Genomic DNA, 24,118 nt, shown 5'->3' on the forward strand with positions numbered 1-24,118 from the left:
CAAGGACGTGCCGGCCGGCCGGCGTGCCTGAGCACCCCCCCTGTTTCAAGACCCTGCATTTTCAAGGATTGACCCATGACTGATCTGAACAAGCGTTCGATGTTCAAGCTGGCGGCGGTGGCCGCCGTTGCCGCGGCGGCGCTGGCCGGCTGTGGCAAGAAGGAAGAAGCCGCGCCGGCACCCGCCGCCGCACCGGCGGCCGCGGCACCCGCCAAGGCCGAGCCGCTCAAGGTCGCGTTCGCCTATGTCGGCCCCGTCGGCGACGGCGGCTGGTCGTTTGCCCACGACCAGGCCCGCAAGAAGCTCGAGCAGGAATTCGGCGACAAGATCCAGACCAGCTATGTCGAAAGCGTGCCCGAAGGCCCCGACGCCGAGCGCGTGCTGCGCGACCTGGCCGGCCAGGGCAACAAGCTGATCTTCGGCACGACCTTTGGCTACATGGAAGCGATTCAGAAGATCGCGCCCGATTTCGCGGACGTGAAGTTCGAGCACGCCACCGGCTACAAGACCGCGGCCAACGTGCGCACCTACGACAGCCGCACCTACGAAGGCGCGTACCTGGCGGGCATCATTGCCGGCGCCATGACCAAGAGCAACACGCTGGGCGTGGTCGGCTCGGTGCCGATTCCCGAAGTCATTCGCAACATCAACAGCTTCACGCTGGGCGCGCAGTCGGTGAACCCGAACGTCAAGACCAAGGTGGTCTGGGTCAACGAATGGTTCAGCCCGCCCAAGGAAACCGAAGCCGCGACCTCGCTGATCAACGGCGGCGCCGACGTGCTGTTCCAGAACACCGACTCGCCCGCCGTGCTCAAGACCGCACAGGAAAAGGGCAAGCGCGCGTTCGGCTGGGATTCGGACATGACCGCCTACGGCCCCAAGGCCCACCTGGCTTCGTCCATCATCAACTGGCAGCCCTACTACAGCAAGGCCGTCAACGAAGCGCTGGGCGGCAGCTGGGCCACGGGCTCGAGCTGGTGGGGCGTGAAGGAAGGCACGATCGACCTGGTGTCGATTGCCGACGACGTGCCGGCCGAGATCAAGACCAAGGTCGAGCAGGTCAAGGCCGGCCTCAAGGACGGCAGCTTCTCGATCTGGAAGGGCCCGATCGCCGGCCAGGACGGCAAGCCCGTCGTTGCCGACGGCACCGTGGCCGATGACAAGTTCCTGTCCGGCGTGAACTTCTACGTCAAGGGCGTGGAAGGCAACGTGCCTGGCGGCGACAAGAAGTAAGTCTTTACTGGTACGCTGGGACATAGGGCTGCCATCGGCAGCCCTTTTTACGTACGCATACACTCGCGCGATGGAAAAAACACTCTGGCACCCGGTGGCTCTTGCCGAAGCAGTCGTGCACGCACCGCTGGCCGTGCGTCTTTTGGAACAGGAACTGGTGCTGTGGCGCGATCTGGCGGGGCAGGTGCATGCCTTCGTCGACCGCTGCCCGCACCGCGGCGCGCGGCTGTCGCTGGGCCGCATCGAACAGGACCGGCTTGAATGCCCGTACCACGGCTGGCAGTTCGCCGGCGACGGCCATTGCGAACGCGTGCCGGCCGTGCCCGACTTCGCACCCCCGCCCGCGCATTGCGTGCGTTCGTTCGCGGTGCAGGAGCTCTATGGCCTGGTCTGGCTGCAGCTCGAAGCCGCGGCCGACGTGCCGCCGCCGCAGTTCGAAGCCGAGGGCGATGCACGCCTGCGCAAGCTCAATTGCGGCCCCTACGACGTCGCGGCCAGCGCGCCGCGCATCATCGAGAACTTCCTCGACATGTCGCATTTCGGGTTCGTGCACGAGGGCTGGCTTGGTTCGCGCGATGCCACCGCCATGGAGCGCTACGACGTCGAGAACACGCCAACCGGCGTGCGCGCCACCAACTGCAAGGCGCGCCAGCCGCAGTCCAACCTGCACTCGACGGCCGCGGCCGAGGTGCACTACACCTACGAGGTGACCGATCCCTATACTGCGCTGCTCAACAAGCTGCCCGAGGCCGGCACCAGCCGCGACGGCTGGTACGAGTCGATCGGCCTGTTCGTCTGCCCGGTGACGCCCGAAACCAGCCGCGTCTGGTTCCGCCTCGCCGTGGCCGACTTCGATACGCCCGATGCGCAGCTGCAGGCTTTCCAGCACACCATCTTCACCCAGGACCAGCCGGTGCTGGAATCGCAGCAGCCCAAGGGCCTGCCGCTCGATGCACGCGCGGAACTCAATTCGCCCGCCGACCGCCTGTCCGTGGCCTACCGCCGCTATCTCAAGGGGCGCGGCATCACCTTCGGAGTCTGCTGATGTCCTACCGACTGCCCGACCCCGCGCTCGCGGCCCTGCTGCGCGACATGCCCAAGGCCGAACTGCACGTGCATATCGAAGGCACGCTCGAGCCCGAACTCATCTTCGCGCTGGCCGAACGCAACCAGGTCGATCTGCCGTATGCCGATGTCGCCTCGCTGCGCGAGGCCTACGCCTTCAGCGACCTGCAGAGCTTTCTCGACATCTACTACGCGGGCGCGAGCGTGCTGCTGCACGAGCAGGACTTCTACGACATGGCGCGGGCCTACCTGGCGCGCGCGGTCAGCGACCATGTGCTGCATGCCGAGATCTTCTTCGATCCGCAGACGCACACCGCGCGCGGCGTGCCCATGGCTTCGGTCATCAACGGGCTGTACCGCGCCTGCCGCGACGCCGAGCGCGACTGGGGCATCTCCTGCACGCTGATCCTGTGCTTCCTGCGCCATCTGAGCGAGGACGACGCGTTCCGCACGCTGGCCCAGGCCATGCCGCTGCGCGACCGCTTCATCGGCATCGGCCTGGACAGCAGCGAGCTGGGCCATCCGCCCGAGAAATTCGCGCGCGTCTTTGCCCATTGCCGCGAACTGGGCCTGCACCTCGTCGCGCACGCGGGCGAGGAGGGCCCGGCGGCCTATGTCTGGAGCGCGCTCGACACCTTGCAGGTCGAGCGCATCGACCATGGCGTGCAGGCGCATCAGGATGAAGCGCTGATGCAGCGGCTCGCGCGCGAACGCATTGCGCTCACCGTGTGCCCGCTGTCCAACCAGAAGCTGCAGGTGTTCCCGGACCTCGCGCTGCACAACCTGCCGCAGATGCTCGACGCCGGCGTGGCCGTGACGGTCAACTCCGACGATCCCGCGTATTTCGGCGGCTACATCAACGAGAACTTCGAACAGCTGTTCGCGGCCACCGGCATGGGCCCGCGGCAGGCCTACCAGCTCGCGCGCAACAGCCTCGAAGCGGGTTTCGTGGGCGAGGCGCGCAAGAAGGCCTGGGTACAGCAGCTGGACGACTGCTTCGTGCGCAACGGCTTTGCCGCGGCCATCGACGCCGGCTGAGCGGCCAGCGATTCAATCCAGCGCCGCGCGCAGCTGCTGCGCATAGCCGGCAATCACCCCGGCGCCCGGCTCCTGGCGCGGCCAGGCAAAACTGACCCCATCGCCCGTATGGCGCGCCACCACATGCAGGTGGAAGTGGGCCACGGTCTGCCCGCCGGCCGCGCCATTGGCCTGCAGCAGCGTGATGCCGTCGGGCGCGAACGCCGCCTGCTGCGCCTGCGCCATGCGCTGCGCGGTCTGCATCACGGCGCCGGCTTCCTCGCGCGTCAGGTCCAGCAGCGTGGCCGCATGGCGTTTCGACGCCACGAGCACATGGCCGGGCGTGACCTGGCCGATGTCCATGAAGGCCAGCGTCAGCGCATCTTCATGGACCTTGGCCGCGGGCAACTCGCCGCGCACGATGCGGCAGAAAATGCATTCGCCTGGCGGCGAACGGTCGACAAACTCGGGCATGTGCTGGGGTCTCCTTTGCATGCCAGGGTAGGGCATGACCCGGCCCGGGCGCCAGCGCGGAAAACCCTGCGCCCGGCTGTAACCGCGGCACGGGCTAGAATCCGCCGCGCCTGTTTCCAGTGCCCGCTGGAAACAGGCTTTTTTCATCTCACCCCGGGCCATGTAGAGGACTACCATGTATAAAAACCTCGCAGCCGCATTCGTGGCCGCCTGTTTTTTCGCCCCCGCCTTTTCCCAGTCGGCCGCCACCGCCAAGCCGGTTGCCGCCGCATTCGTCTATGTCACGCCGGTGTTCGAAGCCGGCTGGACGCACCAGCATGACGAAGGCCGCAAGGCCGCCGAGGCCGCGCTGGGCAAGCAGCTCAAGACCACCGTCGTTGCCGATGTCGCCGAAGGGCCTGACGCCGAGCGCGTGCTGCGCGATCTCGCGCGCAGCGGCAACCAGCTGATCTTCACCACCAGCTTCGGCTACATGGAGCCGGCGCTGCGCGTGGCGCGCGACTTCCCGCAGGTGAAGTTCGAGTCGATCACGGGCTACAAGCGCGCCGACAACGTCGCCACGGCCAATGCGCGCTACTACGAGGGCCGCTACCTGTCGGGCATTGCCGCGGCGCGCATGAGCAAGAGCGGCGTGGCCGGCTATGTCGCGGGCTTTCCGATTCCCGAAGTGCTGCAGGGCATCAACGCGTTCACGCTGGGCATGCGCTCGGTGAACCCGCGCGCCGAAGTCAAGGTGGTCTGGCTCGATACCTGGTTCGATCCGGCCAAGGAGCGCGATGCGGCCATGACGCTGATGAACCAGGGCGCCGATGTGCTGTCCTTTCATTCGGCAAGCAACGCGGTGATGGTCGCGGCGCAGGAGCGCGGCAAGTTTGCCGTGGCCTACCACTCCGACATGCGCGCGGTCGCGCCCGACGCGCAGATCCTGGCCGTGACCCACCAGTGGGGCGACTACTACACGCGGCGTGCGCGCGCAGTGCAGGACGGCAGCTGGAAAAGCGGCGATGTCTGGGGCGGCGTGCGCGAAGGCATGATCCGCCTCGAGGCCTTTGGCCGCAAGGTGCCCGCCGCCGTGCAAAAGGAAGTGCTGGCCCAGCAGCAGGCCATGGCCCAGGGCCGCCTGCAGCCGTTTGGCGCGGGCCGGTCCGATGTGCGCGACAACACCGGCAAGCTAGTGATCGCCAAGGGTACGCAACTCAGCGATGCGCAGATCCTGGGCATGAACTGGCTGGTGGGAGGTGTGAGCGGCCATATCAACCATTGAGGCCTGCGTTAAGCTTGGAAACCATGCAGATCTACCGCAGTGCGCTGTTGCGCTTCACGCCCGAGGGGCAGCCGCTTTATGACGAAGACGGCCTGCTGGCCGTGGCGCGCACGCCCGACGGCCGCGCGCGCGTGCAGGCCGCGGGCAGCTGGGCGGCGCTGGCGCCCGCGTACGCGGGGCTGCCGGTGCAGCACTTTCCCGGGCGGCTGATTGCGCCGGGCTTTGTCGATCTGCATATCCACTTCCCGCAGACCGATGTCATCGGCGCGCCCGCCGACGGGCTGCTGCCCTGGCTCGAGAACTACACCTTCCCGCACGAGCAGCGCTTTTGCGATGGGCCGTATGCGGCCGCAGTGGCTGATTTCTTCCTGCAGGAGCTGCTGCGCAATGGCGTGACCACGGCGCTGGCGTTTGCCACCAGCCATCCGGCTTCGGTCGATGCGCTGATGGCGGCCGCGCAGAAGGCGCAGATGCGCCTGGTCACGGGCAAGGTGCTGCAAGACCGGCATTCGCCCGACGGCGTGCGCGATGCCACCGAGCAGAGCCTGCTCGACACCGAGGCGCTGATCCAGCGCTGGCATGGTGTCGACCGGCTCGGCTATGCGATCACGCCGCGCTTCGCGCCCACCAGCTCGGTGGCCCAGTTGCGCGGCGCGGGCGAGCTGGCGGCGCGCTACCCCGATGTCTGGGTGCAGTCGCATGTCGCCGAGAACCTCGACGAGGTGCGCTGGGTGCGCGAACTGTTTCCCGACGCGCGCAGCTATCTTTCGGTCTATGGCGATTTCGGGCTGCTGCGCGAACGGGCGGTGTATGCCCACTGCATCCATCTCGATGCCGAAGACCGCGCGCTGATGCGCGACAGCGGCACGGCCGCGGCCGTGAGCCCGACCAGCAACCTGTTTCTGGGCAGCGGGTTCTTCGACTACGCCAGCGCGCAGGAGGCGGGTTTCAAGTATGGGCTGGCCAGCGACGTCGGCGCGGGCACGAGTTTTTCGCCGTTTCGCACCATGCTGGCAGCGTACGCCGTGGGGCGCGAAGGCCAGACCAAGCGCGGGCTGAGCCTGAGTCCCGCCGACCTGTGGTGGCAGCATACCGGTGGCGCGGCCGCGGCCATGGGCCTGGCCGGCGTGGTCGGCAATCTGCTGCCCGGCTGCGAAGCCGACTTTGTCGTGATCGACCCGGGCGCCACGCCCATGCTGGCGCGCAAGACGCAGGCGGCGCGCAATCTCGACGAGCTGCTGTTTGCGCTGATCGTGCTCGGCGATGACCGGCTGATCGAGCAGACGGTGATTTCTCAAGCAAAATAGCCGCATTGCGCGGGGCTCGAGCACGGGTCCTGCGGCTATCAAGACAGTCGAATTGGCAGGAGTTTTCATGAGCATCAAGAGCGACAAATGGATCCGTCGCATGGCCGAGAACCACGGCATGATCGAGCCCTTCGAGCCCGGTCAGGTTCGCGAGGCCGAAGGCCGCAAGATCATCAGCTACGGCACCAGCAGCTATGGCTATGACATCCGCTGCGCGCCTGAATTCAAGGTGTTCACCAACATCCACAGCACCGTGGTCGACCCGAAGAACTTCGACGAGAAGAGCTTCGTCGATTTCGAGGGCGACAGCTGCATCATTCCGCCCAACAGCTTCGCGCTGGCGCGCACCGTCGAGTACTTCCGCATTCCGCGCAATGTGCTCACGATCTGCCTGGGCAAGAGCACCTATGCGCGCTGCGGCATCATCGTCAACGTCACGCCGTTCGAACCGGAATGGGAAGGTTATGTGACGCTCGAGTTCTCCAACACCACGCCGCTGCCGGCGCGCATCTATGCGGGCGAAGGCTGTGCGCAGGTGCTGTTCTTCGAAAGCGACGAGGTCTGCGAGGTCAGTTACAAAGACCGCGGCGGCAAGTACCAGGGCCAGAGCGGCGTCACGCTGCCGCGCGCCTAGGCACTGCGTCGGGGCGGCGTCACAACGGTTTCATGTGCTGACGCTTTAATACCTCTGGTGTCGAATTCATCCGACATGGCAGGGCGCCTTTGTCCTGGCTCCCGGCCGCCTACGGCCTCTATCATTGCGTTGTCAAGGCGACAGCGTGTCCGGCTGCGCCATCAGATCAGGAGGTTCTATGCTGGCGATGTTGCGATTTGCCTGGGTAACGCAGGCGCAGGTGGTGGACCCAGATGGTCCCGGCACGCCGCCAGCCGCCGCACCCGCCTGGCGCGCAGGCCGGCGCCATAGTGCCTACTGGCCTCAGCACGAACTCGATTCCTTCATCCTGCAGATGGCGGGCCATGGCCATTGCGTCCATTCCGCGATGATGTTGGGCGACTTCGACTATGCGCGCGAGCAGCTGGCCCTGGCCGTGGCCACCGGTTGTCCCAAACTGCGCGCGCTGGGCGAGCGCCTGTCGGCGTATTTCGACCAAGCCCCCTGCGCCTGCAGCATTGAAACCCACTGAGGGCCGCGCCGGGCGCTTCAAGCCTGGGCCTGGGCGCGATTGCGTCCGGCGGTCTTGGCCGCGTACAGCGCGTCGTCGCTGCGGCGCAGCATCGGGCCTGCATCCTCCTCCTGCGCACGCAACGCCGACAGCCCGGCGCTGATGGTCACGCGTCCCACCAGTTCCTGCGGCCGGCCCCCCACCATCGCCACCAGTTCGTGCGCCATCTGCAGCGCGTCCTCCAGCGCAGTGTCGGGCAGCAGCACGATGAATTCCTCGCCGCCCAGGCGTGCCACCGCGTCGGAGACCCGCAACCGGGCCTTGAGCTGGTAGGCCAGGCTGCGCAGCACGTTGTCGCCGATCTCGTGGCCAAAGCTGTCGTTGACGCGCTTGAAGTGGTCGATGTCGATGGTGATGACGCTCAGCGGCCGGCCGCTGCGCCGCGCCAGTGCCAGTGCGGCAGTCATGCGCGCGTCGAAACCGCGGCGGTTGAGCAACCCGGTCAGCGGGTCGCTGCTGGCCAGGCGTTCCAGCGCCTGGTTGGCGTGCTCCAGCTCCAGCGTGCGCTGGCGCACCAGTTCCTCCATGGCCTCGTTCATGGTCAGCAGACGGCGTGTCATGTGGTCCAGCGTGCTCGACAGGCGCTGCACTTCGCGCGTGCTGTGCGCCTGCGGCACGACCGCGCCCGGGGTGCCGGCCTCGATATGCAGCGCCGCGCGCGACAGGCTGTTGAGATCCTCGCTGAGCCGCCGTGCCGCGAGCGAGGCGATCAGCGCCGCCAGCAGCGCGGCCACCAGTCCCCCGGCCAGCGCCTTGGCCACGGCGCTGTCGGCGCCGACAAACGCCATGGCCTTGGGTTGGCGCACGACCATGGACCAGCCGAGGTCGCTGGCGAGATTGCGCGCCGGCAGGTGCTCCACCGCGGTCAGGAACTGCTGCGGGGCATCGTTCCAGTACGCCAGCCCCGCCTGTCCCGGCATGGTCAGGCTGTCGCGCCCGGTCACGCGCGGCGGCACGGTCTGCGGCAGCTTCTGGCCCAGCGCGACAAAGGGCGCGATCCGGCCGCCGGGCGCATAGATCAGCTCGCCATGGCGGTCGAACACGAACAGCTCGATCTGCGCGTGGTCGGCATAGGCCGGGCGCAGGCTTTCGAGCGTATCGCGCGCCCAGTCCCAGCTCAGATGCAGGCCGAGCACGCCCAGGGTCTCGCCGTTGCGATGGATGGGCGCGGAGAAATCCAGAAACCGTTGTGTCTCGCCCGTGGTGCTGGGCGCGATGCGGCTGGCCAGGGCCGCAAACGGGTGGACGTCGCCGACATACAAGTCCTTGATGCCGGCCTGGAACCAGGATGCGTCGAGCACCGACTGCCCGCGCAGCAGGTGGTTGGAATCCGTCTGGACGATGCCCTGGACGTTGGCCACGCCGATCCAGCGGCTGTAGGGCCGGGTGGTCTGCATGCGCTGCAACAGCGGCAGCACATCGGGCGCATCGAGGCCTTTTTCCCAGAGATCCTGCGATGACGCCAGCACCTGGACGAGCCGGCTGCGTTCGAACAGTTCGTCGGCCAGCACGCGCGCGGCATTGTGGGCCACCATGTGCAGCGACGCTGCCGCCTCCTGCTGCACGCGCAATTTGAGCAGCTCGCCAAAGGCCAGCGACAGCAGCATTGCCACCACCGACACCAGGCTGCCGAAAACCACGGCAATCTGCGTGCGCAGGCTCCAGGGGCGGCGTGCGCCGACAGGCGCCGGCGCGCTCATGCGCGCACCCCGTTCGGCGCTGATTCACCGGGGCGCGCCCCCGCTCGCCAACGCCGATGCAGGAACATCCGGTGCAGCGCTGAATGGCAGGCAGGGGAGAAGTGCATGATGCGAATGTACACAGGTCCAGTGATCCGCGCATGTAGGAGCGACGGCATCTCTGCCTACACGTTTTCAGCCCCATTTCGCGGCGCGGATGCCGGCGGCGACGTAATATCCCGGGCAGGCGCCGCGGGTTCCGGCGCAAAGGAGTCGTCATGCGCTGGGAAGGCAATCGGGAGTCGGAAAACATCGAGGATCGCCGCGGCGACGCCGCAGGCTCGCCGATCTTCGGCGGGCGCACCATCGGCATCGGCACCATCGTGGTCGCGCTGGTCGGTGGCTGGGTGCTGGGCATCAATCCGCTGACGCTGCTGGGCATGCTCAGCGGCGGCAGCAATCAGGTCGCGGTGCAGCAGCCCGCCCACGTCGACAAGCCTCCCGCCGACGACACCATGGCGCGCTTCGTGTCGACCGTGCTGGCCGATACCGAAGACGTCTGGACCGATGTGTTCCGGCGCAACGGCGGCAGCTACCAGCAGCCCCGGCTGGTGCTGTTCCGCGGCGCGACGCGCACTGCCTGCGGCACGGGCCAGGCCGCCATGGGCCCGTTCTACTGTCCTGCCGACCAGAAGGTCTATATCGACCTGGGCTTCTACGAAACCTTGAAGAACCAGCTGGGCGCGCCCGGCGACTTCGCGCAGGCCTATGTCATTGCGCACGAGGTCGGCCACCATGTACAGCATCTGCTGGGCATCGAGGAGAAGGTCGACAGCATGCGCGGCCGCGTCAGCCGCACCGAAGCCAATCAGCTGTCGGTTCGGCTGGAGCTGCAGGCCGATTGCCTCGCGGGCGTCTGGGCCCACCACGCCCAGAACGCGCGCCAGATCCTGGAGCAGGGCGACGTCGAGGAGGCCATGAATGCCGCATCGCGCATCGGCGACGATGCATTGCAGCGCGCCTCGGGCGGCGCCGTCGTGCCCGACAGCTTCACGCATGGCACCAGCGCGCAGCGCCAGCGCTGGTTCCAGACCGGCTTGCAGCGCGGCGAACTCAAGGGCTGCGACACCTTCAGCGCGCGCCAGCTGTGAGCCGCAGGCCGGGCTGAAAGCCGGCATTTGTCGCGTGGAACCATCGCTGAACCCCTGGAATCGGCAGGATAAATACGGGTGTTCTCCGCTCGGTGCGACAATAGCAGGCTAAATGACAAGTTCTTTTTCCAATCTATCCCTGTCGGAACCCCTGGCGCGTGCTGTTGCCGAGATGGGCTATGAGTCCATGACGCCCATCCAGGCGCAGGCCATTCCGGTTGTCTTGACGGGCAAGGACGTGATGGGCGCGGCCCAGACCGGCACCGGCAAGACCGCGGCGTTCTCGCTGCCGCTGCTGCAGCGCCTGCTCAAGCACGAAAACAGTTCGACCTCGCCCGCGCGCCATCCGGTGCGTGCGCTGGTGCTGTTGCCCACGCGTGAACTCGCCGACCAGGTCGCCCAGCAGATCGCGCTCTACGCCAAGCACACCAAGCTGCGCAGCACGGTGGTGTTCGGCGGCATGGACATGAAGCCCCAGACGCTCGAGCTCAAGAAGGGCGTCGAGGTGCTGGTCGCCACGCCGGGCCGCCTGCTGGACCACATCGAAGCCAAGAACGCCATCCTGAACCAGGTGGAATACGTGGTGCTCGATGAAGCCGACCGCATGCTGGACATCGGTTTCCTGCCCGACCTGCAGCGCATCCTGTCGTACCTGCCCAATACCCGCACCACCTTGCTGTTCAGCGCGACGTTCTCGCCCGAGATCAAGCGCCTGGCGGGCAGCTACCTGCAGGACCCGGTCACCATCGAGGTGGCGCGTCCAAACGAAACCGCTTCCACCGTCGAGCAGCGCTTCTTCAGCGCCGCCGACGACGACGAAAAGCGCCTGGCCATCCACAAGCTGCTGCGCGAGCGCGGCATCCGCCAGGCGTTCATCTTCTCGAACAGCAAGCTCGGCTGCGCCCGCCTCACGCGCGCGCTCGAACGCGACGGCCTGCGCGCCACGGCGCTGCACGGCGACAAGAGCCAGGACGAGCGCCTGAAGGCGCTGGAAGCCTTCAAGGCCGGCAATGTCGACCTGCTGGTCTGCACCGACGTGGCCGCGCGCGGCCTCGACATCAAGGACGTGCCGGCCGTGTTCAACTTCGACGTGCCGTTCAATGCCGAAGACTACGTGCACCGCATCGGCCGCACGGGCCGCGCGGGTGCCTCGGGCCTGGCGGTCACGCTGGTGTCCTCGCGCGACGCACGCCAGGTCGGCGAGATCGAGAAGCTGATCAAGAAGAAGATCGACGTCGAAGCCCTGCAGCTCGACGATGCGCGCCCGCGTGGCCGCATGAACGACGGCCGCCGCGCCTGGCGCGGCGAGGGCGATGACGCCGCGCGTGGTGTCGTCGGCCGTTCTGCCCCGGCTCCGCGCTCGGCCCGCCCGGCTTCGCGCCCCTCGGCCGATCCGTTCTTCGACCGCCCTTATGTGGCACCGGCGACGGCCCCGGTGGCCAAGTGGGACGACTCGCGCCAGCCGGCCGCGCGTCCTTCGATCAAGCCCAAGCGCAAGCTCGCGGCCTTGTTCCGCGCGCCGGAACTCGCCGAGTCCTGAGCCGAGGGCAAATGCAAAAAAAGCGCCGTGAGGCGCTTTTTTTTGTGTCTGCATGGGCCGCTCAGCCATCGACTTTGACATTGGCTTCCTTGATGACGGTGGCCCACTTGGTTACTTCCGCCTTCTGGAAGGCCGCGACCTGCGTGGTGGACATGGTCGAGGGCTCCATGCCCATGGTCTTGAGGCGCGCCTGCATGTCCGGTGTGGCCAGCACCTTGGCGATTTCCTGGTGCAGGCGCTGCACGATGGCATCGGGCGTGTTGTTGGGCGCGAAGATGGCCTGCCACGACGTGACCTCGAAGTCGCCCAGGCCCTTGAGGCCCGACTCGGCGATCGTGGGCACGTCCTTGAGCGAATCGAGGCGCTGCTTCGAGGTCACGGCCAGCGCGCGCAGCTTGCCGCTCTGGATGTGCGGCGCTGCCACCACGGTGGTGTCGAACATCATGTCGACCTGGCCGCCCATCACGTCCTGGATCGCCGGGCCGCTGCCCTTGTAGGGCACGTGCGTGAACTTGACGCCCGACTTCCAGGCCAGCATTTCCAGCGCCAGGTGCTGCGAGGTGCCCGCGCCCGCCGAGGCCGAGGACAGGCCGCCGGACTTGGACTGCGAGGCTTCGAGCACGTCCTTGAGCGTCTTGTAGGGGCTGTTGGCCGGCACCACCAGCACCAGCGGATTGGTGCCGATCAGCGTGATCGGCGTGAACGACTTGAGCGGGTCGTAGCCCAGCTTGGGGTACAGGCTCACATTGATGGCATGCGAGCTGATGGTGCCGCCCAGGATGGTGAAGCCATCGGGCTGGGCGCGCGCCGCGAGTTCCGAGCCCACGCTGCCGCCGGCGCCGGCCTTGTTGTCGATGACCACCGTCGTGCCCAGCGCGGGGCCCAGTTGCTGCGCGATCAGCCGGCCGAGCTGGTCGGTGGTGCCGCCTGCGGCAAACGGCACCATATAGGTGATGACCTTGCCCTTGGGCCAGCTGGCCTGGGCCATCGCGGCGCCGGGCAGGCAGGCCAGCGCCAGCGGGGCGGCCGCGGCCTTGAGAAGTTGTCTGCGTTGCATGTGTTGTCTCCTGGTTGATGGATGCCGCCTGTAGGCTCAGGCGTGCGGGTTTCGAAACGGGGTTTGCGCGGAGGGATCAGGTCACCGGCGCCGGGTTGAACAGCACCAGCGCGTTGTGCAGCTTCCACTGTTCGGCCCAGGTCTTCCTGCGGCCGCTGGCCACATCGATCATCAGCTGGAACATCTCCCAGCCGGTTTCCTCGATGGTGGCTGCGCCGTCGGCAATGCGCCCGGCATTCACGTCCATCAGGTCGTGCCAGCGGCGCGCGAGGTCGCTGCGCGTGGCGACCTTGATCACCGGGCAGGCGGCCAGGCCATAGGGCGTGCCGCGGCCGGTGGTGAAGATGTGCAGGTTCATGCCCGCCGCGAGCTGCAAGGTGCCGCAGATGAAATCGGAGGCCGGCGTGGCCGCATAGGTCAAGCCCTTTTGCTGCAGCTTCTCGCCCGGTGCGAGCACGCCGGTGATCGGCGCCGTGCCCGACTTGATGATCGAGCCCATGGCCTTCTCGACGATGTTGGACAGCCCGCCCTTCTTGTTGCCCGGCGTGGTGTTGGCGCTGCGGTCGGCGCGGCCGCGCGCGAGGTAGCTGTCGTACCAGGCCATCTGGTCGATCATGGCCTGCGCGACTTCGGGCGTGCTGGCGCGCGCGGTCAGCTGGTCGATGCCGTCGCGCACTTCGGTGACCTCGGAGAACATCACGCTCGCACCGGCGCGCACCAGCAAGTCGGTGGCAAAGCCCACGGCCGGGTTGGCCGTGACGCCGCTGAACGCATCGCTGCCGCCGCACTGCACGCCGACCACCAGCTCGCTGACGGGCACGGTCTCGCGCCGGCGCCGGTTCAGGCGCTGCAGGTGCACATCGGCCTGGCGCACGATGGAGTCGATCATGCTCATGAAGCCGACATGCTCCTCGGCTTGCAGGCAGACCACATCCAGGGCGGCATCGTCTGGGGGCAGGGCAGGGGCGGCCGCGGTGCGCGCCATGGGCAGCAGCGGTGCTTCCCGGGGCAGCAGGCGCTCCGGCTGGAGCTTTTCGCAGCCCAGGCTCACGACCATCACCTCGCCGCCGAAGTTCGGGTTGCGGCTGATGTTGCGCAGCGTGCGGATGGGAATGATCGCGTCGGGCGCGTCGATGGCCACGCCGCAGCCATAGCTGTGCTCGAGGCCGACGACGTCATCGACCTGCGGGTAGCGCGGCAGCAGTTCGCTCTTGATGCGCTGCACCGCGGTATCCACCACGCCGGCCACGCATTGCACCGTGGTGGTGATGGCCAGGATGTTGCGCGTGCCCACCGAGCCATCGGCATTGCGGTAGCCCTCGAAGGTATAGCCTTCGAGCGCAGGAAGCAGGGGCGGCTTCACGGTGGCCATGGGCAGGCCTTCGAGCTCGGGCGCTGCCGGCATGCGCAGCACGCGCTCGTTGACCCAGCTGCCGCGCGGCAGCGCCTGCAGCGCATAGCCGATCACCACGTCGTAGCGCCGCACCGCGTCGCCTTGCGCGAGGTCTTCGAGCGCCACCTTGTGGCCTTGCGGCACAGGGTCGACCAGGCGCAATCCATCGGCAAACACCGTGCCCGCGGGCAGGCCGCCATCGTTGGCCACGATGGCCACATTGTCGGCAGCATGCATGCGGATAAAAAGGGGACTGCTCATCGTTTCATTCCATTCTTCGATTCGGTACGGCACGCTCGCGGGGCGCCGGCCATGGCTGGCTGCGCCCCGTTGATAACCCCTACGAATCGGTCATAAGTGATATGTTGTCGTACAACTAAAAACCATTATCATCAGTCTCATGAGCACCCTGACATCGGAATTACCCCAATCCGCCGCATTTTTGTCCGAGGTGGACGGGTCGGCACTGCGCAGCAAGGCCAGCCGCGGCAGCCGCAGCCTGGCGAATCTGCTGTCGGAGGACTTCGGCCAGAAGATCCGCCAGGGGCTGCTGCACGAAGGCGACAAGCTGCCCACCGAGTCGGAACTGGTGCGCAGCTACGACGTGAGCCGCACCGTGGTGCGCGAGGCGCTGTCCAAGCTGCAGGCCGCGGGCCTGGTGGAAACGCGCCACGGCATCGGGACCTTCGTACTGCCTGCGCCCGAGAGTGCCGCCTTGCGGCTCAACGCACATGAACTCAGCGAGTCGGTCGATGTGCTGGCGGTGCTGGAATTGCGCATCAGCCTCGAAACCGAGGCCGCGGGGCTGGCAGCGCAGCGCCGTGAAGCGCAGCACCTTCAGGCAATGCGCGCGGCGCTGCAGGAATTCGAGCACCACTTCGCGCTGGGCAACGAGACCGTGAGCCAGGATCTGGCCTTTCACCTGAGCATCGCGCAGGCCACGGGCAACCGCTATTTCCAGGAAATCCTGCAGCATTTCGGCACCCTGCTGATTCCACGCAACCGCATTGCATCGATCCACGCGCCGGCACGCGATCCGGACTACCTGCGCCGCGTCAATCGCGAGCATGAGGAGATCTATGCCGCCATCGAGCGCCAGGACGCGGACTCGGCGCGGGCCGCGATGCGCATCCACCTGACCAACTCGCGCGAGCGCCTGCGACTGGCGCAGCGTTTGAGCCAGGGTACGGAGTCCGGTTCGGCGGCATGATGCGGCGCTGCGTTCGCGTGCCGTCCCAGTCCTCGTGTTTACCCCTAGAAATTTGGTGATCCGTTTTCATCTTTCCAGTTGTATGATGACTGACCACTAAAAATTGGAGACACCTGCCATGCTTACCCGCAATCGCTTCCTGTGTTCCGCCCTGGCCCTGGCTGCCGCCAGTGCATTCGCCACTCCGGTCCTGGCCAACGATGCCTGGCCCAGCAAGCCCATCCGCCTGGTCGTGCCGTACCCGCCAGGCGGCAGCTCGGACATCATTGCGCGCTCGATCGGCCAGGTGATCTCGCAGGAACTCAAGCAGAGCGTGGTCATCGAGAACAAGCCCGGTGCCAACGGCAACCTGGGTGCGGAGTTCGTGGCCCGGGCCCAGCCCGATGGCTACACCTGGCTGCTGGCCGACCTGGGCGCGCTGGCGATCTCGCCTTCGGTCTACACCAAGCTCAGCTTCGACCCGTCCAAGGACCTGCGCGGCACGGCCATGCTGGCCTATTCGCCGCACATGCTGGTGGTGCATCCCGGCGTGAAGGCCAACAACCTGCAGGAGCTGGTGGCGCTGTCGAAGAAGGAAGACCTGAACTTTGCCGTCACGGCCACCGGCAGCGCGCCGCACCTGGCGGGCGTGGAACTGGCCCGCCTCACGGGCGCGAAATGGGTCTATGTGCCGTACAAGGGCGGCGTGCAGTCGGTGCAGGACACCGTGGCCGGCCAGACCCAGGTGCTGATGAACGGCATGCTGGCCACCTACCCGCATGTGCAGAGCGGCAAGCTCAAGCTGCTGGGCATTTCCAAGGAAACCCGCATGCCGCTGATTGCCGACGTGCCGACGCTGGCCGAGCAGGGCGCCAAGGGCTTTGCCTCGGGCACCTGGCAGGGCGTGGTGCTGCCGGGCAAGACGCCTGACGCCATCGTGCAGCGCGTGAACCAGGTGCTGCTGACAGCCATCCGCACGCCCGACGTGCGCGCTCGCCTGACCGGCCAGGGCGCCGAAGTGGTGACCATGTCGCCCGCCGAGACCACCAAGTTCTTCAACGCCGAGCGTGCGCGGTGGCGCAGCGTCGTGCAGGGCGCCAACCTGCAGCTGGACTGACCGTCCCACCTCTTTTTTCCTTTTTTGTTTTCTCCCTAAGGATTTGCCATGAGCCCCCAAGATGTCAAAAGCGTGATGAGTTCCGGTCTGTTGTCGTTCCCCGTGACCGACTTCGACAGCCAGGGCAACTTCAATGCCAAGAGCTATGCCGAACGCCTCGAATGGCTGGCCCCGTTCGGTGCGACCGCACTGTTCGCGGCCGGCGGCACGGGCGAATTCTTCTCGCTGACGGCGGACGAGTACCCGGCGATCATCAAGACCGCCGTGGATACCTGCAAGGGCAAGGTGCCGATCATTGCCGGCGCCGGCGGCCCGACGCGCTTTGCCATCCAGTGCGCGCAGGAAGCGGAAAAGGCCGGCGCCCACGGCGTGCTGCTGCTGCCCCACTACCTGACCGAAGCCAGCCAGGAAGGCCTGGCCGCGCATGTCGAGGCCGTCTGCAAGAGCGTGAAGTTCGGCGTGATCATCTACAACCGCGGCATCAGCCGCTTCACGCCCGAGACCGTGGCCAAGCTGTGCGAGCGCAACCCCAACCTGGTGGGCTTCAAGGATGGCGTGGGCGACATCGAAGCCATGTCCGCGATGTTCCTGACCATGGGCGACCGCCTGGCCTACCTGGGCGGCCTGCCCACGGCCGAAGTCTATGCCGCGGCCTACAAGGCGCTGGGCACGCCGGTGTACTCGTCGGCGGTGTTCAACTTCATCCCCAAGACCGCGATCCGCTTCTACGAAGCGGTAAAGAACGACGACCACGCCACGCAGCACGAGCTGCTCAAGTCCTTCTTCCTGCCTTACCTCGAGATCCGCAACCGCAGCGCCGGTTACGCCGTGTCTATCGTCAAGGCCGGCGCGAAGATCGTCGGCCACGACGCGGGCCCGGTGCGCGCGCCGCTGGCCGACCTGAAGCCCGATGAGATCGAGGCACTGGCCGCGCTGATCAAGAAGGTCGAGCAGTAAGCGCTTTGCGCCGGGGCCGAAGTGCCCCGCAGGCCGGCGTGCCGGCAGGAGCTTCCTGCAGGCGCCCGGCTTTTTTTCCATCCATTACCCAGGATTTTCCGGCATGGCGCCTTCCCGACCCCGCGTTCTCCAATACGGCAAGATGCCGCTGCCCCAGCTCGATGCCGAGCTGGCGCAGGCCTACGACGTGCAGATCCTGTCCGAGCAAGCGGATCCGCAGCGTTTCCTTGCCGAGCAGGGCGCGCAGTTCGAGTATGCGGTGACCTCGGCCGCGATGGGCCTGCCGGCGCGCGTCGTCGATGCGCTGCCCGCGCTCAAGTTCGTCAGCAGCTTTGGTGTCGGCTTCGATGCGCTGGACAAGGATGCGCTGCTGCGGCGCGGCGCGCGCGTGGGCTATACGCCGGGCGTGCTGGACGATTGCGTGGCCGACATGGCCGTTGCGCTGCTGCTCGACAGCGCGCGCGGCGTGAGCGCCGCCGACCGCTTCGTGCGCCGCGGCGACTGGAGCCGCCAGCGCTTCGGCGTCACCACCCGGGTCTCGGGCAAGCGCCTGGGCATCTTCGGCATGGGCCGCATCGGCAGCACCGTGGCGCGCCGCGCGCAGGGCTTCGACATGGAGGTCGGCTACCACAACCGGCGCCCGGTCGAGGACGCGCCGCACCGCTATCTGGATTCGCTGCTGGAGCTGGCGCGCTGGTGCGATTTCCTGGTCATCACCGCCGCGGGCGGCGACAACACGCGCCATCTGGTGAATGCCGAGGTGCTCGATGCGCTGGGTCCCCAGGGCTTTTTGGTCAACGTGGCGCGCGGCAGCGTGGTCGACGAAGCAGCGCTGGCCGAGGCGCTGCGCAGCGGCCGCATCGCGGGTGCGGGCCTCGACGTGTTCGAGGACGAGCCGCGCCCGCACGCCGATCTGCTGGCGCTGGAGAACGTGGTGCTTGCGCCGCACGTGGCCAGTGGCACGCATGAGACCCGCCGCGCCATGGCCGACCTGGTGCTGCAGAACCTGCAGCAGTTCATCGCCACCGGGCGTCCCGCGGCCGAAGTGCCCTGGTCCGCCGCACGCTGATCGACGCCGGGCGCGCTGTGGTGCGCCGGCCTTCTTGCCCTTTCCCAGGAGACTGCACATGAACCGCCGCAAGCTGTTGAAGACTTTCAGTGCCAGCGCCGTGGGCGCCTGGAGCGCCGCCGCCGGCGCCCAGTCGTTTGGCTTCACGCCCCAGCAGCGCTATCCCGATCCGTCGGTCTACATCCTCGACCCGAGCTTTGCGAAGTACCGCATCTACAGCAGCACGGTCGAGCAACTCGGCACCGGCATGCGCTGGGCCGAGGGGCCGGCCTATTTCCCCGAGACCGGCACGCTGATCCTGAGCGACATCCCGAACAACCGGCTGATGAAGTACGAGGAAAAGACCGGCAGGTTCTCGGTGCACAAGGAAAACGCCAACTATGCCAACGGCAATGCGCGCGACCGCCAGGGCCGGCTGATCACCTGCGAGCACTCGGTCACGCGCCGTGTCGTGCGCACCGAGCGCGACGGCAGCATCACCGTGCTGGCCGAGCGCTACCAGGGCAAGCGCCTGAACGCGCCCAATGACGTGGTGGTGCGCTCGGATGACAGCATCTGGTTCACCGATCCGCTGTTCGGCATCAACGGTGAATGGGAAGGCGCGCGCGCCACGCCCGAGCAGCCCGGCACCTTCGTCTACCGCATCGGCAAGGACGGCCAGATCAGCGCCGTCATCACCGATCTCGTCAACCCCAACGGCCTGGCGTTTTCGCCCGACGAGAAGAAGCTCTATGTGGTCGAGTGGAAGGGCAATCCGAACCGCGGCGTCTGGAGCTATGACGTCTCGGCCGATGGCACCAGCCTGTCGAACAAGACCCGGCTGATCGATGCCGACGGCCCGGGCGCCTTCGATGGCCTGCGCGTCGACCGCGACGGCAACCTGTGGTGCGGCTGGGGCTTCAGCGGCGCCTTCAGCCCCGAGGCCAGCGACATCGGCGGCGGCATGCGCGCGCATCTGCCGCTGGGCAAATCCGAGGAAATGGATGGGGTCAAGATCTTCAATTCCAGCGGCAAGCCGATTGGCTTCATCCGCCTGCCCGAACGCTGCGCCAATCTCGAATTCGGCGGTCCTAAGCGCAACCGTCTCTACATGGCCAGCAGCCACTCGCTGTATGCGCTGTATGTCGAGGCCCATGGCGCGGCATAAGTTTTTTTCTCCAGGAATCGATGCAATGAACCAATTCGACAATCTCATCAACGGCCAGTGGACCGCGGGCAAGAGCTACAGCCCGAATACCAACCCCAGCGACCTGTCCGACGTGGTCGGCGAGTATGCGCAGGGCGATGCCTCGGACGTCAACGCCGCCGTCGCTGCCGCTGCCGCCGCCTTCCCCGCGTGGAGCACCTCGGGCATCCAGGCGCGCCACGATGCGCTGGACAAGATCGGCAATGAGATCCTCGCGCGCAAGGAGGAACTCGGCGACCTGCTGGCGCGCGAGGAGGGCAAGACCCGTCCGGAAGCCATTGGCGAAGTCGCCCGCGCGGGCCAGATCTTCAAATTCTTCGCGGGCGAATGCCTGCGCCTGGCGGGCGAGACCCTGCCCTCGGTGCGCCCGGGCATCGGCGTGGAAATCACGCGCGAGCCCATCGGCGTGGTCGGCCTGATCACGCCCTGGAACTTCCCGATCGCGATTCCCGCGTGGAAGATCGCGCCCGCGCTGGCCTTTGGCAACTGCGTGGTGCTCAAGCCCGCCGACCTGGTGCCGGGCAGCGCCTGGGCGCTGGCCGACATCATCCATCGCAGCGGCATTCCCGCCGGCGTCTTCAATCTGGTCATGGGCCGCGGCCGCGTGATCGGTGAGGCGCTGGTGCAGCATGAAGACGTGGCGGCCATCAGCTTCACCGGCTCGGTCGGGGTGGGCAAGGGCATTGCCGCCGCGTGTGTCGCCAGCGGCAAGAAGGTGCAGCTCGAGATGGGCGGCAAGAATCCGCAAGTCGTGCTGGACGACGCCGATCTGAACCAGGCCGTCGAGCTGTCGGCGCAAAGCTGCTTCTATTCGACGGGCCAGCGCTGCACGGCGTCGAGCCGCCTGATCGTCACCGACAGGATCTACCCGGCGTTCATCGAGGCGCTGCAGGCGCGCATGGCGAAGATCAAGGTCGGTGACGCGCGCGCCGCGGGCACCGACATCGGCCCGGTGGTGAGCCAGGCCCAGCTCGAGCAGGACCTGAGCTATGTCGAGATCGCCAAGGCCGAAGGCGCGGTGCTGGCTGCGGGCGGCGCGCGCATTGCGTGCCACACCGGCAGCGGCAAGGACGGCTTCTACCTGCAGCCCGCGCTGTTTGTCGATTCCACGGCCGGCATGCGCATCAACCGCGAGGAAGTGTTCGGCCCCGTGGCCAGCGTGATCCGCGTGCGCGATTACGAAGAAGCGCTGGCCGTGGCCAACGACACGCCCTTCGGCCTGGCCGCGGGCATTGCCACGACCAGCCTCAGGCACGCCACCCATTTCAAGCGCCACAGCCAGGCCGGCATGGTCATGGTCAACCTGCCCACGGCAGGCGTCGACTACCACGTGCCGTTTGGCGGCCGCAAGGGTTCGAGCTACGGCCCGCGCGAACAGGGCCGCTATGCGCAGGAGTTCTACACCACGGTGAAGACCGCGTACACGCTGGCCTAAGCCGGCGCAGAGGCCACAGGACTTCTCTTTACACCGGGCGCAGGCCCGGTTTTTTTATGCCCATTTACTTGGGCGGCTGGGCTTGCTCGCAGTGGACCTGGATCAGCTCGCGCTCGGCCAGCGCAGCGCCAAAGCGCATCGCGCTCAGGCAGCCGCCCCACACGCAGCCGGTATCGAGGCCGATCAGGTCATGGCGGGCCACCAGTCCCTGCGTCGACCAGTGGCCGAAGGCAATCGGCGTGTCGGCCGTGCGGCGTCCGGGCGCGTCATACCAGGGCAGCAGGCCGGCCGGGGCATCGCTTGCGCTTTCGCTGCTCTCGAAATCCATCCGGCCGTCAGGCGTGCAAAAGCGCATGCGCGTGAGCGCGTTGACGACCACGCGCAGCCGGTCGGCGCCTTGCAGGTCGTCGCTCCAGGCCGCGGGCGTGTTGCCGTACATCTTCGCGAGGAAATCCACCAGCGCGTCGCTGCGCAGCACGGCTTCGACTTCGGCGGCCAACGCCAGCGTCTGCTCCACGCTCCATGCGGGCAGCACGCCCGCATGCACCATCAGCAGGCGTTCGCCGCCGGCCGTGGTGTGCAGGCGCGCCAGCGGCTGGCGGCGCAGCCAGTCCAGCAGCTGCGCGCGGTCGGGCGCCTGCAGGATGTCTTGCAGCGTGTCGCGCTTGCCGGGAGCGCGCAGGCCATGCGCGGCCGTGAGCAGGTGCAGGTCGTGGTTGCCCAGCAGGGGGCGTACCGCATCGCCCAGCGCAATGCAGCGGCGCAGCACTTGCAGCGAGGTCGGCCCGCGGTTGACCAGATCGCCCAGCAGATACAGCGTATCGCGGCTCGGGGAGAAATCGATGACATCGAGCAAGCGGCCGAGGGCTTCGTCGCAGCCCTGGATATCGCCGATACAGTACATTGACATGGTGTTCTTTCTATTTATAGATTCATGGATTTTCTGCTGATTGCACTCTTGACCCTGCTCAATGGTGTGTTTGCCATGTCGGAATTGGCATTGGCGTCGAGCCGCAAGGCGCGCCTGGCAAGCATGGCCGAAGACGGCGACAAGGGCGCTGCCGCGGCCCTGGTGCTGCTGGATAATCCAACCCAGTTCCTGTCATCGGTGCAGGTGGGCATTACCTCCATCGGCATGCTCAACGGCATCATTGGCGAGGCCGCATTCAGCGATGGCCTGGCCGCCTGGCTGCGAACGGTCGGCATGCCCGAAGGTGCTTCCAGCATCACCGCCACGGCCATCGTGGTGGCAGTGATTACCTTCATCACCATCGTATTTGGCGAACTGGTGCCCAAGCGCATTGGCCAGCTTTATCCCGAAACCGTCGCGCGGCTGATTGCGCGTCCCATGACCTGGGTGGCTTCGGTGGCCAAGCCTTTCGTGCGCCTGCTGGCGGCATCGACCCAGGCGGTATTGACGCTGCTGCGCGTCAACGATTCGGCAAGCCGCGCGGTGACCGAAGAGGAAATCGTCGCCAGTCTCGAAGAGGGCCGCAATGCCGGCGTCATTGAATTCCATGAGCATCAGATGGTGCAGAATGTTTTTCACTTGGACGAGCGCTCGCTGACATCATTGATGGTGCCGCGTTCGGATGTGCAATGGCTCGACGCCGATATATCCGTGGCCGAAGGTTTGCGTTTATCGGCTGACGGCCAGGAAAAAGGCAGCCATTCGTGGTATCCGGTTTGCCGCGGTTCGCTGGACGATGTGGTGGGTGTCATCAGCGTGGCGCGCATGCTGGCGCTGGGGGCGGGTGCCGAGGGCAAACTGGGTGAACATGCATTGCCGGCGGCATTTTTACCGGAAACCCTGACCGGCATGGAATTGCTGGACCAATTGCGCGCGCGTTCGGGCCGCATGGTATTCGTCGTCGATGAGTATGGCGTGGTGCAAGGTATCATGACGCCGCGTGATTTGCTCGAAGCCATTACTGGCGAACTCAAGCCAGGTGCGCATGCCGATGCCTGGGCCACGCCGCGTGAAGACGGCTCCTGGCTTCTGGACGGGTTGATGCCGATTGCCGAACTCAAGGCCCGGCTCGATATCCGCGATCTTCCAGATGAAGAAAGAGGACGGTATAACACCATTGCCGGGCTTTTGCTGGCTGAAACCGGCAGATTGCCCGCGGTTGGCGAACGCATCGCCTGCGCCGGCTGGATCTTCGAAATCGTGGATCTCGATGGAAAACGAATCGACAAGGTGCTGGCCGAGAAACCTGCGGAGAGTGCCTGATCCAAGGTTGAAAATGGAGGCTTGAAATCTGTGGATATTACGTATGGCAAGTTCGCTGGCGTGGTTTCTAATTTTTCTATAATATCCAGACACTTTCTACTTCTTCAGAAGATACCAACACCATGAATTCATACAAAGAACTGCTCAAGCAAAAAGAAGCCCTGGAACAGCAGATCCACGAGGCCCGCAGCCGCGAACTGTCCGATGCAGTGGCACGCGTGCGTTCGCTGGTCGCCGAGTATGAAATGACGGCTGAAGACGTTTTTCCCCCGGCACGTGCCGCACGCAGCTCGGGCAGCGGTGCCAAGGTGGCTCCCAAGTACCGCGACCCTAACACCGGCCAGACCTGGACCGGCCGCGGCAAGGCGCCAAAGTGGATTCAAAACGAAGATCGCGAAAAGTTTGCCATCTGAATGGCATCGCGTTGAAGAAGAAGGCCTGCATTGCAGGCCTTTTTTGTTGCCGGCGCAATTTGGTATACCGTCGACTGAATTTATGGCGTGAATCGATTTGCTCACCACGGTTGTTCAATATTATGGAACTAACGGTTTTCGTGGATGCTGGCTGC

General features: G+C 66.4%; 22 protein-coding genes. 17 read left to right on the plus strand and 5 right to left on the minus strand.

The annotated features are described in order from the left end of the window. Positions 1-75 precede the first annotated feature (75 nt). The 3 genes from HUK68_RS04975 (at position 76) to HUK68_RS04985 (ending at position 3,336) form a co-directional block, all read left to right on the plus strand. The gene (locus HUK68_RS04975; RefSeq protein WP_175503188.1) at positions 76-1,233 is read left to right on the plus strand and encodes a BMP family ABC transporter substrate-binding protein; all 1,158 of its coding nucleotides are present in this window, start codon (positions 76-78) and stop codon (positions 1,231-1,233) included. Positions 1,234-1,303: 70 nt separating this feature from the next. After that, on the plus strand, positions 1,304-2,278 hold the full coding sequence (locus HUK68_RS04980; RefSeq protein WP_175503189.1) for an aromatic ring-hydroxylating dioxygenase subunit alpha: 975 nt from the start codon (positions 1,304-1,306) through the stop codon (positions 2,276-2,278). Continuing rightward, the gene (locus HUK68_RS04985; protein ID WP_175503190.1) at positions 2,278-3,336 is read left to right on the plus strand and encodes an adenosine deaminase; all 1,059 of its coding nucleotides are present in this window, start codon (positions 2,278-2,280) and stop codon (positions 3,334-3,336) included. Before HUK68_RS04980 ends, HUK68_RS04985 begins: the two co-directional genes overlap by 1 nt. 12 nt (positions 3,337-3,348) lie before the next feature. On the opposite strand, the gene HUK68_RS04990 is transcribed toward HUK68_RS04985, so the two are convergent. After that, positions 3,349-3,789 carry an HIT family protein gene (locus HUK68_RS04990; protein ID WP_175503191.1) on the minus strand — a complete coding sequence of 147 codons (441 nt, stop codon included), beginning with the start codon at positions 3,787-3,789 and terminating at the stop codon, positions 3,349-3,351. A gap of 175 nt (positions 3,790-3,964) precedes the next feature. Here HUK68_RS04990 and HUK68_RS04995 point away from each other — a divergent pair, with 175 nt between their 5' ends. From HUK68_RS04995 to HUK68_RS05010, 4 genes are all read left to right on the plus strand, one after another. Next, entirely contained in the window at positions 3,965-5,053 is a 1,089-nt protein-coding gene (locus tag HUK68_RS04995; protein WP_175503192.1) for a BMP family ABC transporter substrate-binding protein, read from the plus strand. A gap of 23 nt (positions 5,054-5,076) precedes the next feature. Next, positions 5,077-6,360, plus strand: coding sequence for a guanine deaminase (guaD, locus tag HUK68_RS05000; protein WP_175503193.1), 1,284 nt, complete (start codon positions 5,077-5,079; stop codon positions 6,358-6,360). Between the two features lie 67 nt (positions 6,361-6,427). Continuing rightward, the gene (gene dcd, locus HUK68_RS05005; protein ID WP_175503194.1) at positions 6,428-6,994 is read left to right on the plus strand and encodes a dCTP deaminase; all 567 of its coding nucleotides are present in this window, start codon (positions 6,428-6,430) and stop codon (positions 6,992-6,994) included. 187 nt (positions 6,995-7,181) lie between these two features. After that, positions 7,182-7,505, plus strand: a complete 324-nt coding sequence (locus HUK68_RS05010; protein ID WP_175503195.1) for a hypothetical protein — start codon at positions 7,182-7,184, stop codon at positions 7,503-7,505. A gap of 17 nt (positions 7,506-7,522) precedes the next feature. On the opposite strand, the gene HUK68_RS05015 is transcribed toward HUK68_RS05010, so the two are convergent. Continuing rightward, on the minus strand, positions 7,523-9,244 hold the full coding sequence (locus tag HUK68_RS05015; RefSeq protein ID WP_175503196.1) for a sensor domain-containing diguanylate cyclase: 1,722 nt from the start codon (positions 9,242-9,244) through the stop codon (positions 7,523-7,525). Between the two features lie 257 nt (positions 9,245-9,501). Here HUK68_RS05015 and ypfJ point away from each other — a divergent pair, with 257 nt between their 5' ends. Both ypfJ and HUK68_RS05025 read left to right on the plus strand, forming a co-directional pair. Further along, complete coding sequence (gene ypfJ / locus HUK68_RS05020; protein ID WP_175503197.1) at positions 9,502-10,374, plus strand: KPN_02809 family neutral zinc metallopeptidase; 873 nt, start codon at positions 9,502-9,504, stop codon at positions 10,372-10,374. Between the two features lie 112 nt (positions 10,375-10,486). Beyond that, complete coding sequence (locus HUK68_RS05025) at positions 10,487-11,914, plus strand: DEAD/DEAH box helicase (RefSeq protein WP_175503198.1); 1,428 nt, start codon at positions 10,487-10,489, stop codon at positions 11,912-11,914. A 61-nt stretch (positions 11,915-11,975) separates the two neighbouring features. On the opposite strand, the gene HUK68_RS05030 is transcribed toward HUK68_RS05025, so the two are convergent. Both HUK68_RS05030 and garD read right to left on the minus strand, forming a co-directional pair. After that, entirely contained in the window at positions 11,976-12,971 is a 996-nt protein-coding gene (locus HUK68_RS05030; protein ID WP_175503199.1) for a Bug family tripartite tricarboxylate transporter substrate binding protein, read from the minus strand. Positions 12,972-13,047: 76 nt separating this feature from the next. Then, on the minus strand, positions 13,048-14,625 hold the full coding sequence (garD, locus tag HUK68_RS05035; RefSeq protein WP_175503200.1) for a galactarate dehydratase: 1,578 nt from the start codon (positions 14,623-14,625) through the stop codon (positions 13,048-13,050). A gap of 139 nt (positions 14,626-14,764) precedes the next feature. Between garD and HUK68_RS05040 the strand changes: the two genes are divergently transcribed. The 6 genes from HUK68_RS05040 to HUK68_RS05065 all read left to right on the plus strand — a co-directional run bounded on the left by HUK68_RS05040 (position 14,765) and on the right by HUK68_RS05065 (position 21,317). Beyond that, positions 14,765-15,574 (plus strand): FadR/GntR family transcriptional regulator, encoded by an 810-nt coding sequence (locus HUK68_RS05040; RefSeq protein WP_175503201.1) that lies wholly within the window; start codon positions 14,765-14,767, stop codon positions 15,572-15,574. 118 nt (positions 15,575-15,692) lie between these two features. Next, the gene (locus tag HUK68_RS05045; protein ID WP_175503202.1) at positions 15,693-16,670 is read left to right on the plus strand and encodes a Bug family tripartite tricarboxylate transporter substrate binding protein; all 978 of its coding nucleotides are present in this window, start codon (positions 15,693-15,695) and stop codon (positions 16,668-16,670) included. 48 nt (positions 16,671-16,718) lie between these two features. Beyond that, positions 16,719-17,627, plus strand: a complete 909-nt coding sequence (gene kdgD, locus HUK68_RS05050) for a 5-dehydro-4-deoxyglucarate dehydratase (protein WP_175503203.1) — start codon at positions 16,719-16,721, stop codon at positions 17,625-17,627. A gap of 103 nt (positions 17,628-17,730) precedes the next feature. Next, the gene (locus HUK68_RS05055) at positions 17,731-18,696 is read left to right on the plus strand and encodes a 2-hydroxyacid dehydrogenase (protein ID WP_175503204.1); all 966 of its coding nucleotides are present in this window, start codon (positions 17,731-17,733) and stop codon (positions 18,694-18,696) included. Between the two features lie 58 nt (positions 18,697-18,754). Continuing rightward, entirely contained in the window at positions 18,755-19,843 is a 1,089-nt protein-coding gene (locus HUK68_RS05060) for an SMP-30/gluconolactonase/LRE family protein (protein ID WP_175503205.1), read from the plus strand. Between the two features lie 25 nt (positions 19,844-19,868). Further along, on the plus strand, positions 19,869-21,317 hold the full coding sequence (locus HUK68_RS05065) for an aldehyde dehydrogenase family protein (protein WP_175503206.1): 1,449 nt from the start codon (positions 19,869-19,871) through the stop codon (positions 21,315-21,317). Between the two features lie 64 nt (positions 21,318-21,381). On the opposite strand, the gene HUK68_RS05070 is transcribed toward HUK68_RS05065, so the two are convergent. Then, positions 21,382-22,227, minus strand: coding sequence for a symmetrical bis(5'-nucleosyl)-tetraphosphatase (locus HUK68_RS05070; RefSeq protein ID WP_175503207.1), 846 nt, complete (start codon positions 22,225-22,227; stop codon positions 21,382-21,384). 24 nt (positions 22,228-22,251) lie between these two features. Here HUK68_RS05070 and HUK68_RS05075 point away from each other — a divergent pair, with 24 nt between their 5' ends. Both HUK68_RS05075 and HUK68_RS05080 read left to right on the plus strand, forming a co-directional pair. Beyond that, entirely contained in the window at positions 22,252-23,550 is a 1,299-nt protein-coding gene (locus HUK68_RS05075; protein WP_175503208.1) for a hemolysin family protein, read from the plus strand. 122 nt (positions 23,551-23,672) lie between these two features. After that, entirely contained in the window at positions 23,673-23,963 is a 291-nt protein-coding gene (locus tag HUK68_RS05080; protein ID WP_175503209.1) for an H-NS histone family protein, read from the plus strand. Positions 23,964-24,118: the final 155 nt, after the last annotated feature.

Origin of the sequence: Comamonas antarctica (assembly GCF_013363755.1) — a bacterium.
Lineage (GTDB): Bacteria > Pseudomonadota > Gammaproteobacteria > Burkholderiales > Burkholderiaceae_C > Comamonas > Comamonas antarctica.

Bases quoted from the DNA above. Each gene is read 5' to 3' on its own strand.
- HUK68_RS05025 (WP_175503198.1), top strand. From the start codon at position 10,487: ATGACAAGTTCTTTTTCCAATCTATCCCTGTCGGAACCCCTGGCGCGT.
- HUK68_RS05065 (WP_175503206.1), top strand. From the start codon at position 19,869: ATGAACCAATTCGACAATCTCATCAACGGCCAGTGGACCGCGGGCAAG.
- HUK68_RS05075 (WP_175503208.1), top strand. From the start codon at position 22,252: ATGGATTTTCTGCTGATTGCACTCTTGACCCTGCTCAATGGTGTGTTT.
- guaD (WP_175503193.1), top strand. From the start codon at position 5,077: ATGCAGATCTACCGCAGTGCGCTGTTGCGCTTCACGCCCGAGGGGCAG.
- HUK68_RS04990 (WP_175503191.1), bottom strand. From the start codon at position 3,789: ATGCCCGAGTTTGTCGACCGTTCGCCGCCAGGCGAATGCATTTTCTGC.
- HUK68_RS05015 (WP_175503196.1), bottom strand. From the start codon at position 9,244: ATGAGCGCGCCGGCGCCTGTCGGCGCACGCCGCCCCTGGAGCCTGCGC.
- HUK68_RS05030 (WP_175503199.1), bottom strand. From the start codon at position 12,971: ATGCAACGCAGACAACTTCTCAAGGCCGCGGCCGCCCCGCTGGCGCTG.
- HUK68_RS05040 (WP_175503201.1), top strand. From the start codon at position 14,765: ATGAGCACCCTGACATCGGAATTACCCCAATCCGCCGCATTTTTGTCC.
- HUK68_RS04985 (WP_175503190.1), top strand. From the start codon at position 2,278: ATGTCCTACCGACTGCCCGACCCCGCGCTCGCGGCCCTGCTGCGCGAC.
- HUK68_RS05045 (WP_175503202.1), top strand. From the start codon at position 15,693: ATGCTTACCCGCAATCGCTTCCTGTGTTCCGCCCTGGCCCTGGCTGCC.
- garD (WP_175503200.1), bottom strand. From the start codon at position 14,625: ATGAGCAGTCCCCTTTTTATCCGCATGCATGCTGCCGACAATGTGGCC.
- HUK68_RS04995 (WP_175503192.1), top strand. From the start codon at position 3,965: ATGTATAAAAACCTCGCAGCCGCATTCGTGGCCGCCTGTTTTTTCGCC.
- HUK68_RS05010 (WP_175503195.1), top strand. From the start codon at position 7,182: ATGTTGCGATTTGCCTGGGTAACGCAGGCGCAGGTGGTGGACCCAGAT.
- HUK68_RS04980 (WP_175503189.1), top strand. From the start codon at position 1,304: ATGGAAAAAACACTCTGGCACCCGGTGGCTCTTGCCGAAGCAGTCGTG.
- kdgD (WP_175503203.1), top strand. From the start codon at position 16,719: ATGAGCCCCCAAGATGTCAAAAGCGTGATGAGTTCCGGTCTGTTGTCG.
- HUK68_RS05055 (WP_175503204.1), top strand. From the start codon at position 17,731: ATGGCGCCTTCCCGACCCCGCGTTCTCCAATACGGCAAGATGCCGCTG.
- ypfJ (WP_175503197.1), top strand. From the start codon at position 9,502: ATGCGCTGGGAAGGCAATCGGGAGTCGGAAAACATCGAGGATCGCCGC.
- HUK68_RS04975 (WP_175503188.1), top strand. From the start codon at position 76: ATGACTGATCTGAACAAGCGTTCGATGTTCAAGCTGGCGGCGGTGGCC.
- HUK68_RS05060 (WP_175503205.1), top strand. From the start codon at position 18,755: ATGAACCGCCGCAAGCTGTTGAAGACTTTCAGTGCCAGCGCCGTGGGC.
- HUK68_RS05080 (WP_175503209.1), top strand. From the start codon at position 23,673: ATGAATTCATACAAAGAACTGCTCAAGCAAAAAGAAGCCCTGGAACAG.
- dcd (WP_175503194.1), top strand. From the start codon at position 6,428: ATGAGCATCAAGAGCGACAAATGGATCCGTCGCATGGCCGAGAACCAC.
- HUK68_RS05070 (WP_175503207.1), bottom strand. From the start codon at position 22,227: ATGTCAATGTACTGTATCGGCGATATCCAGGGCTGCGACGAAGCCCTC.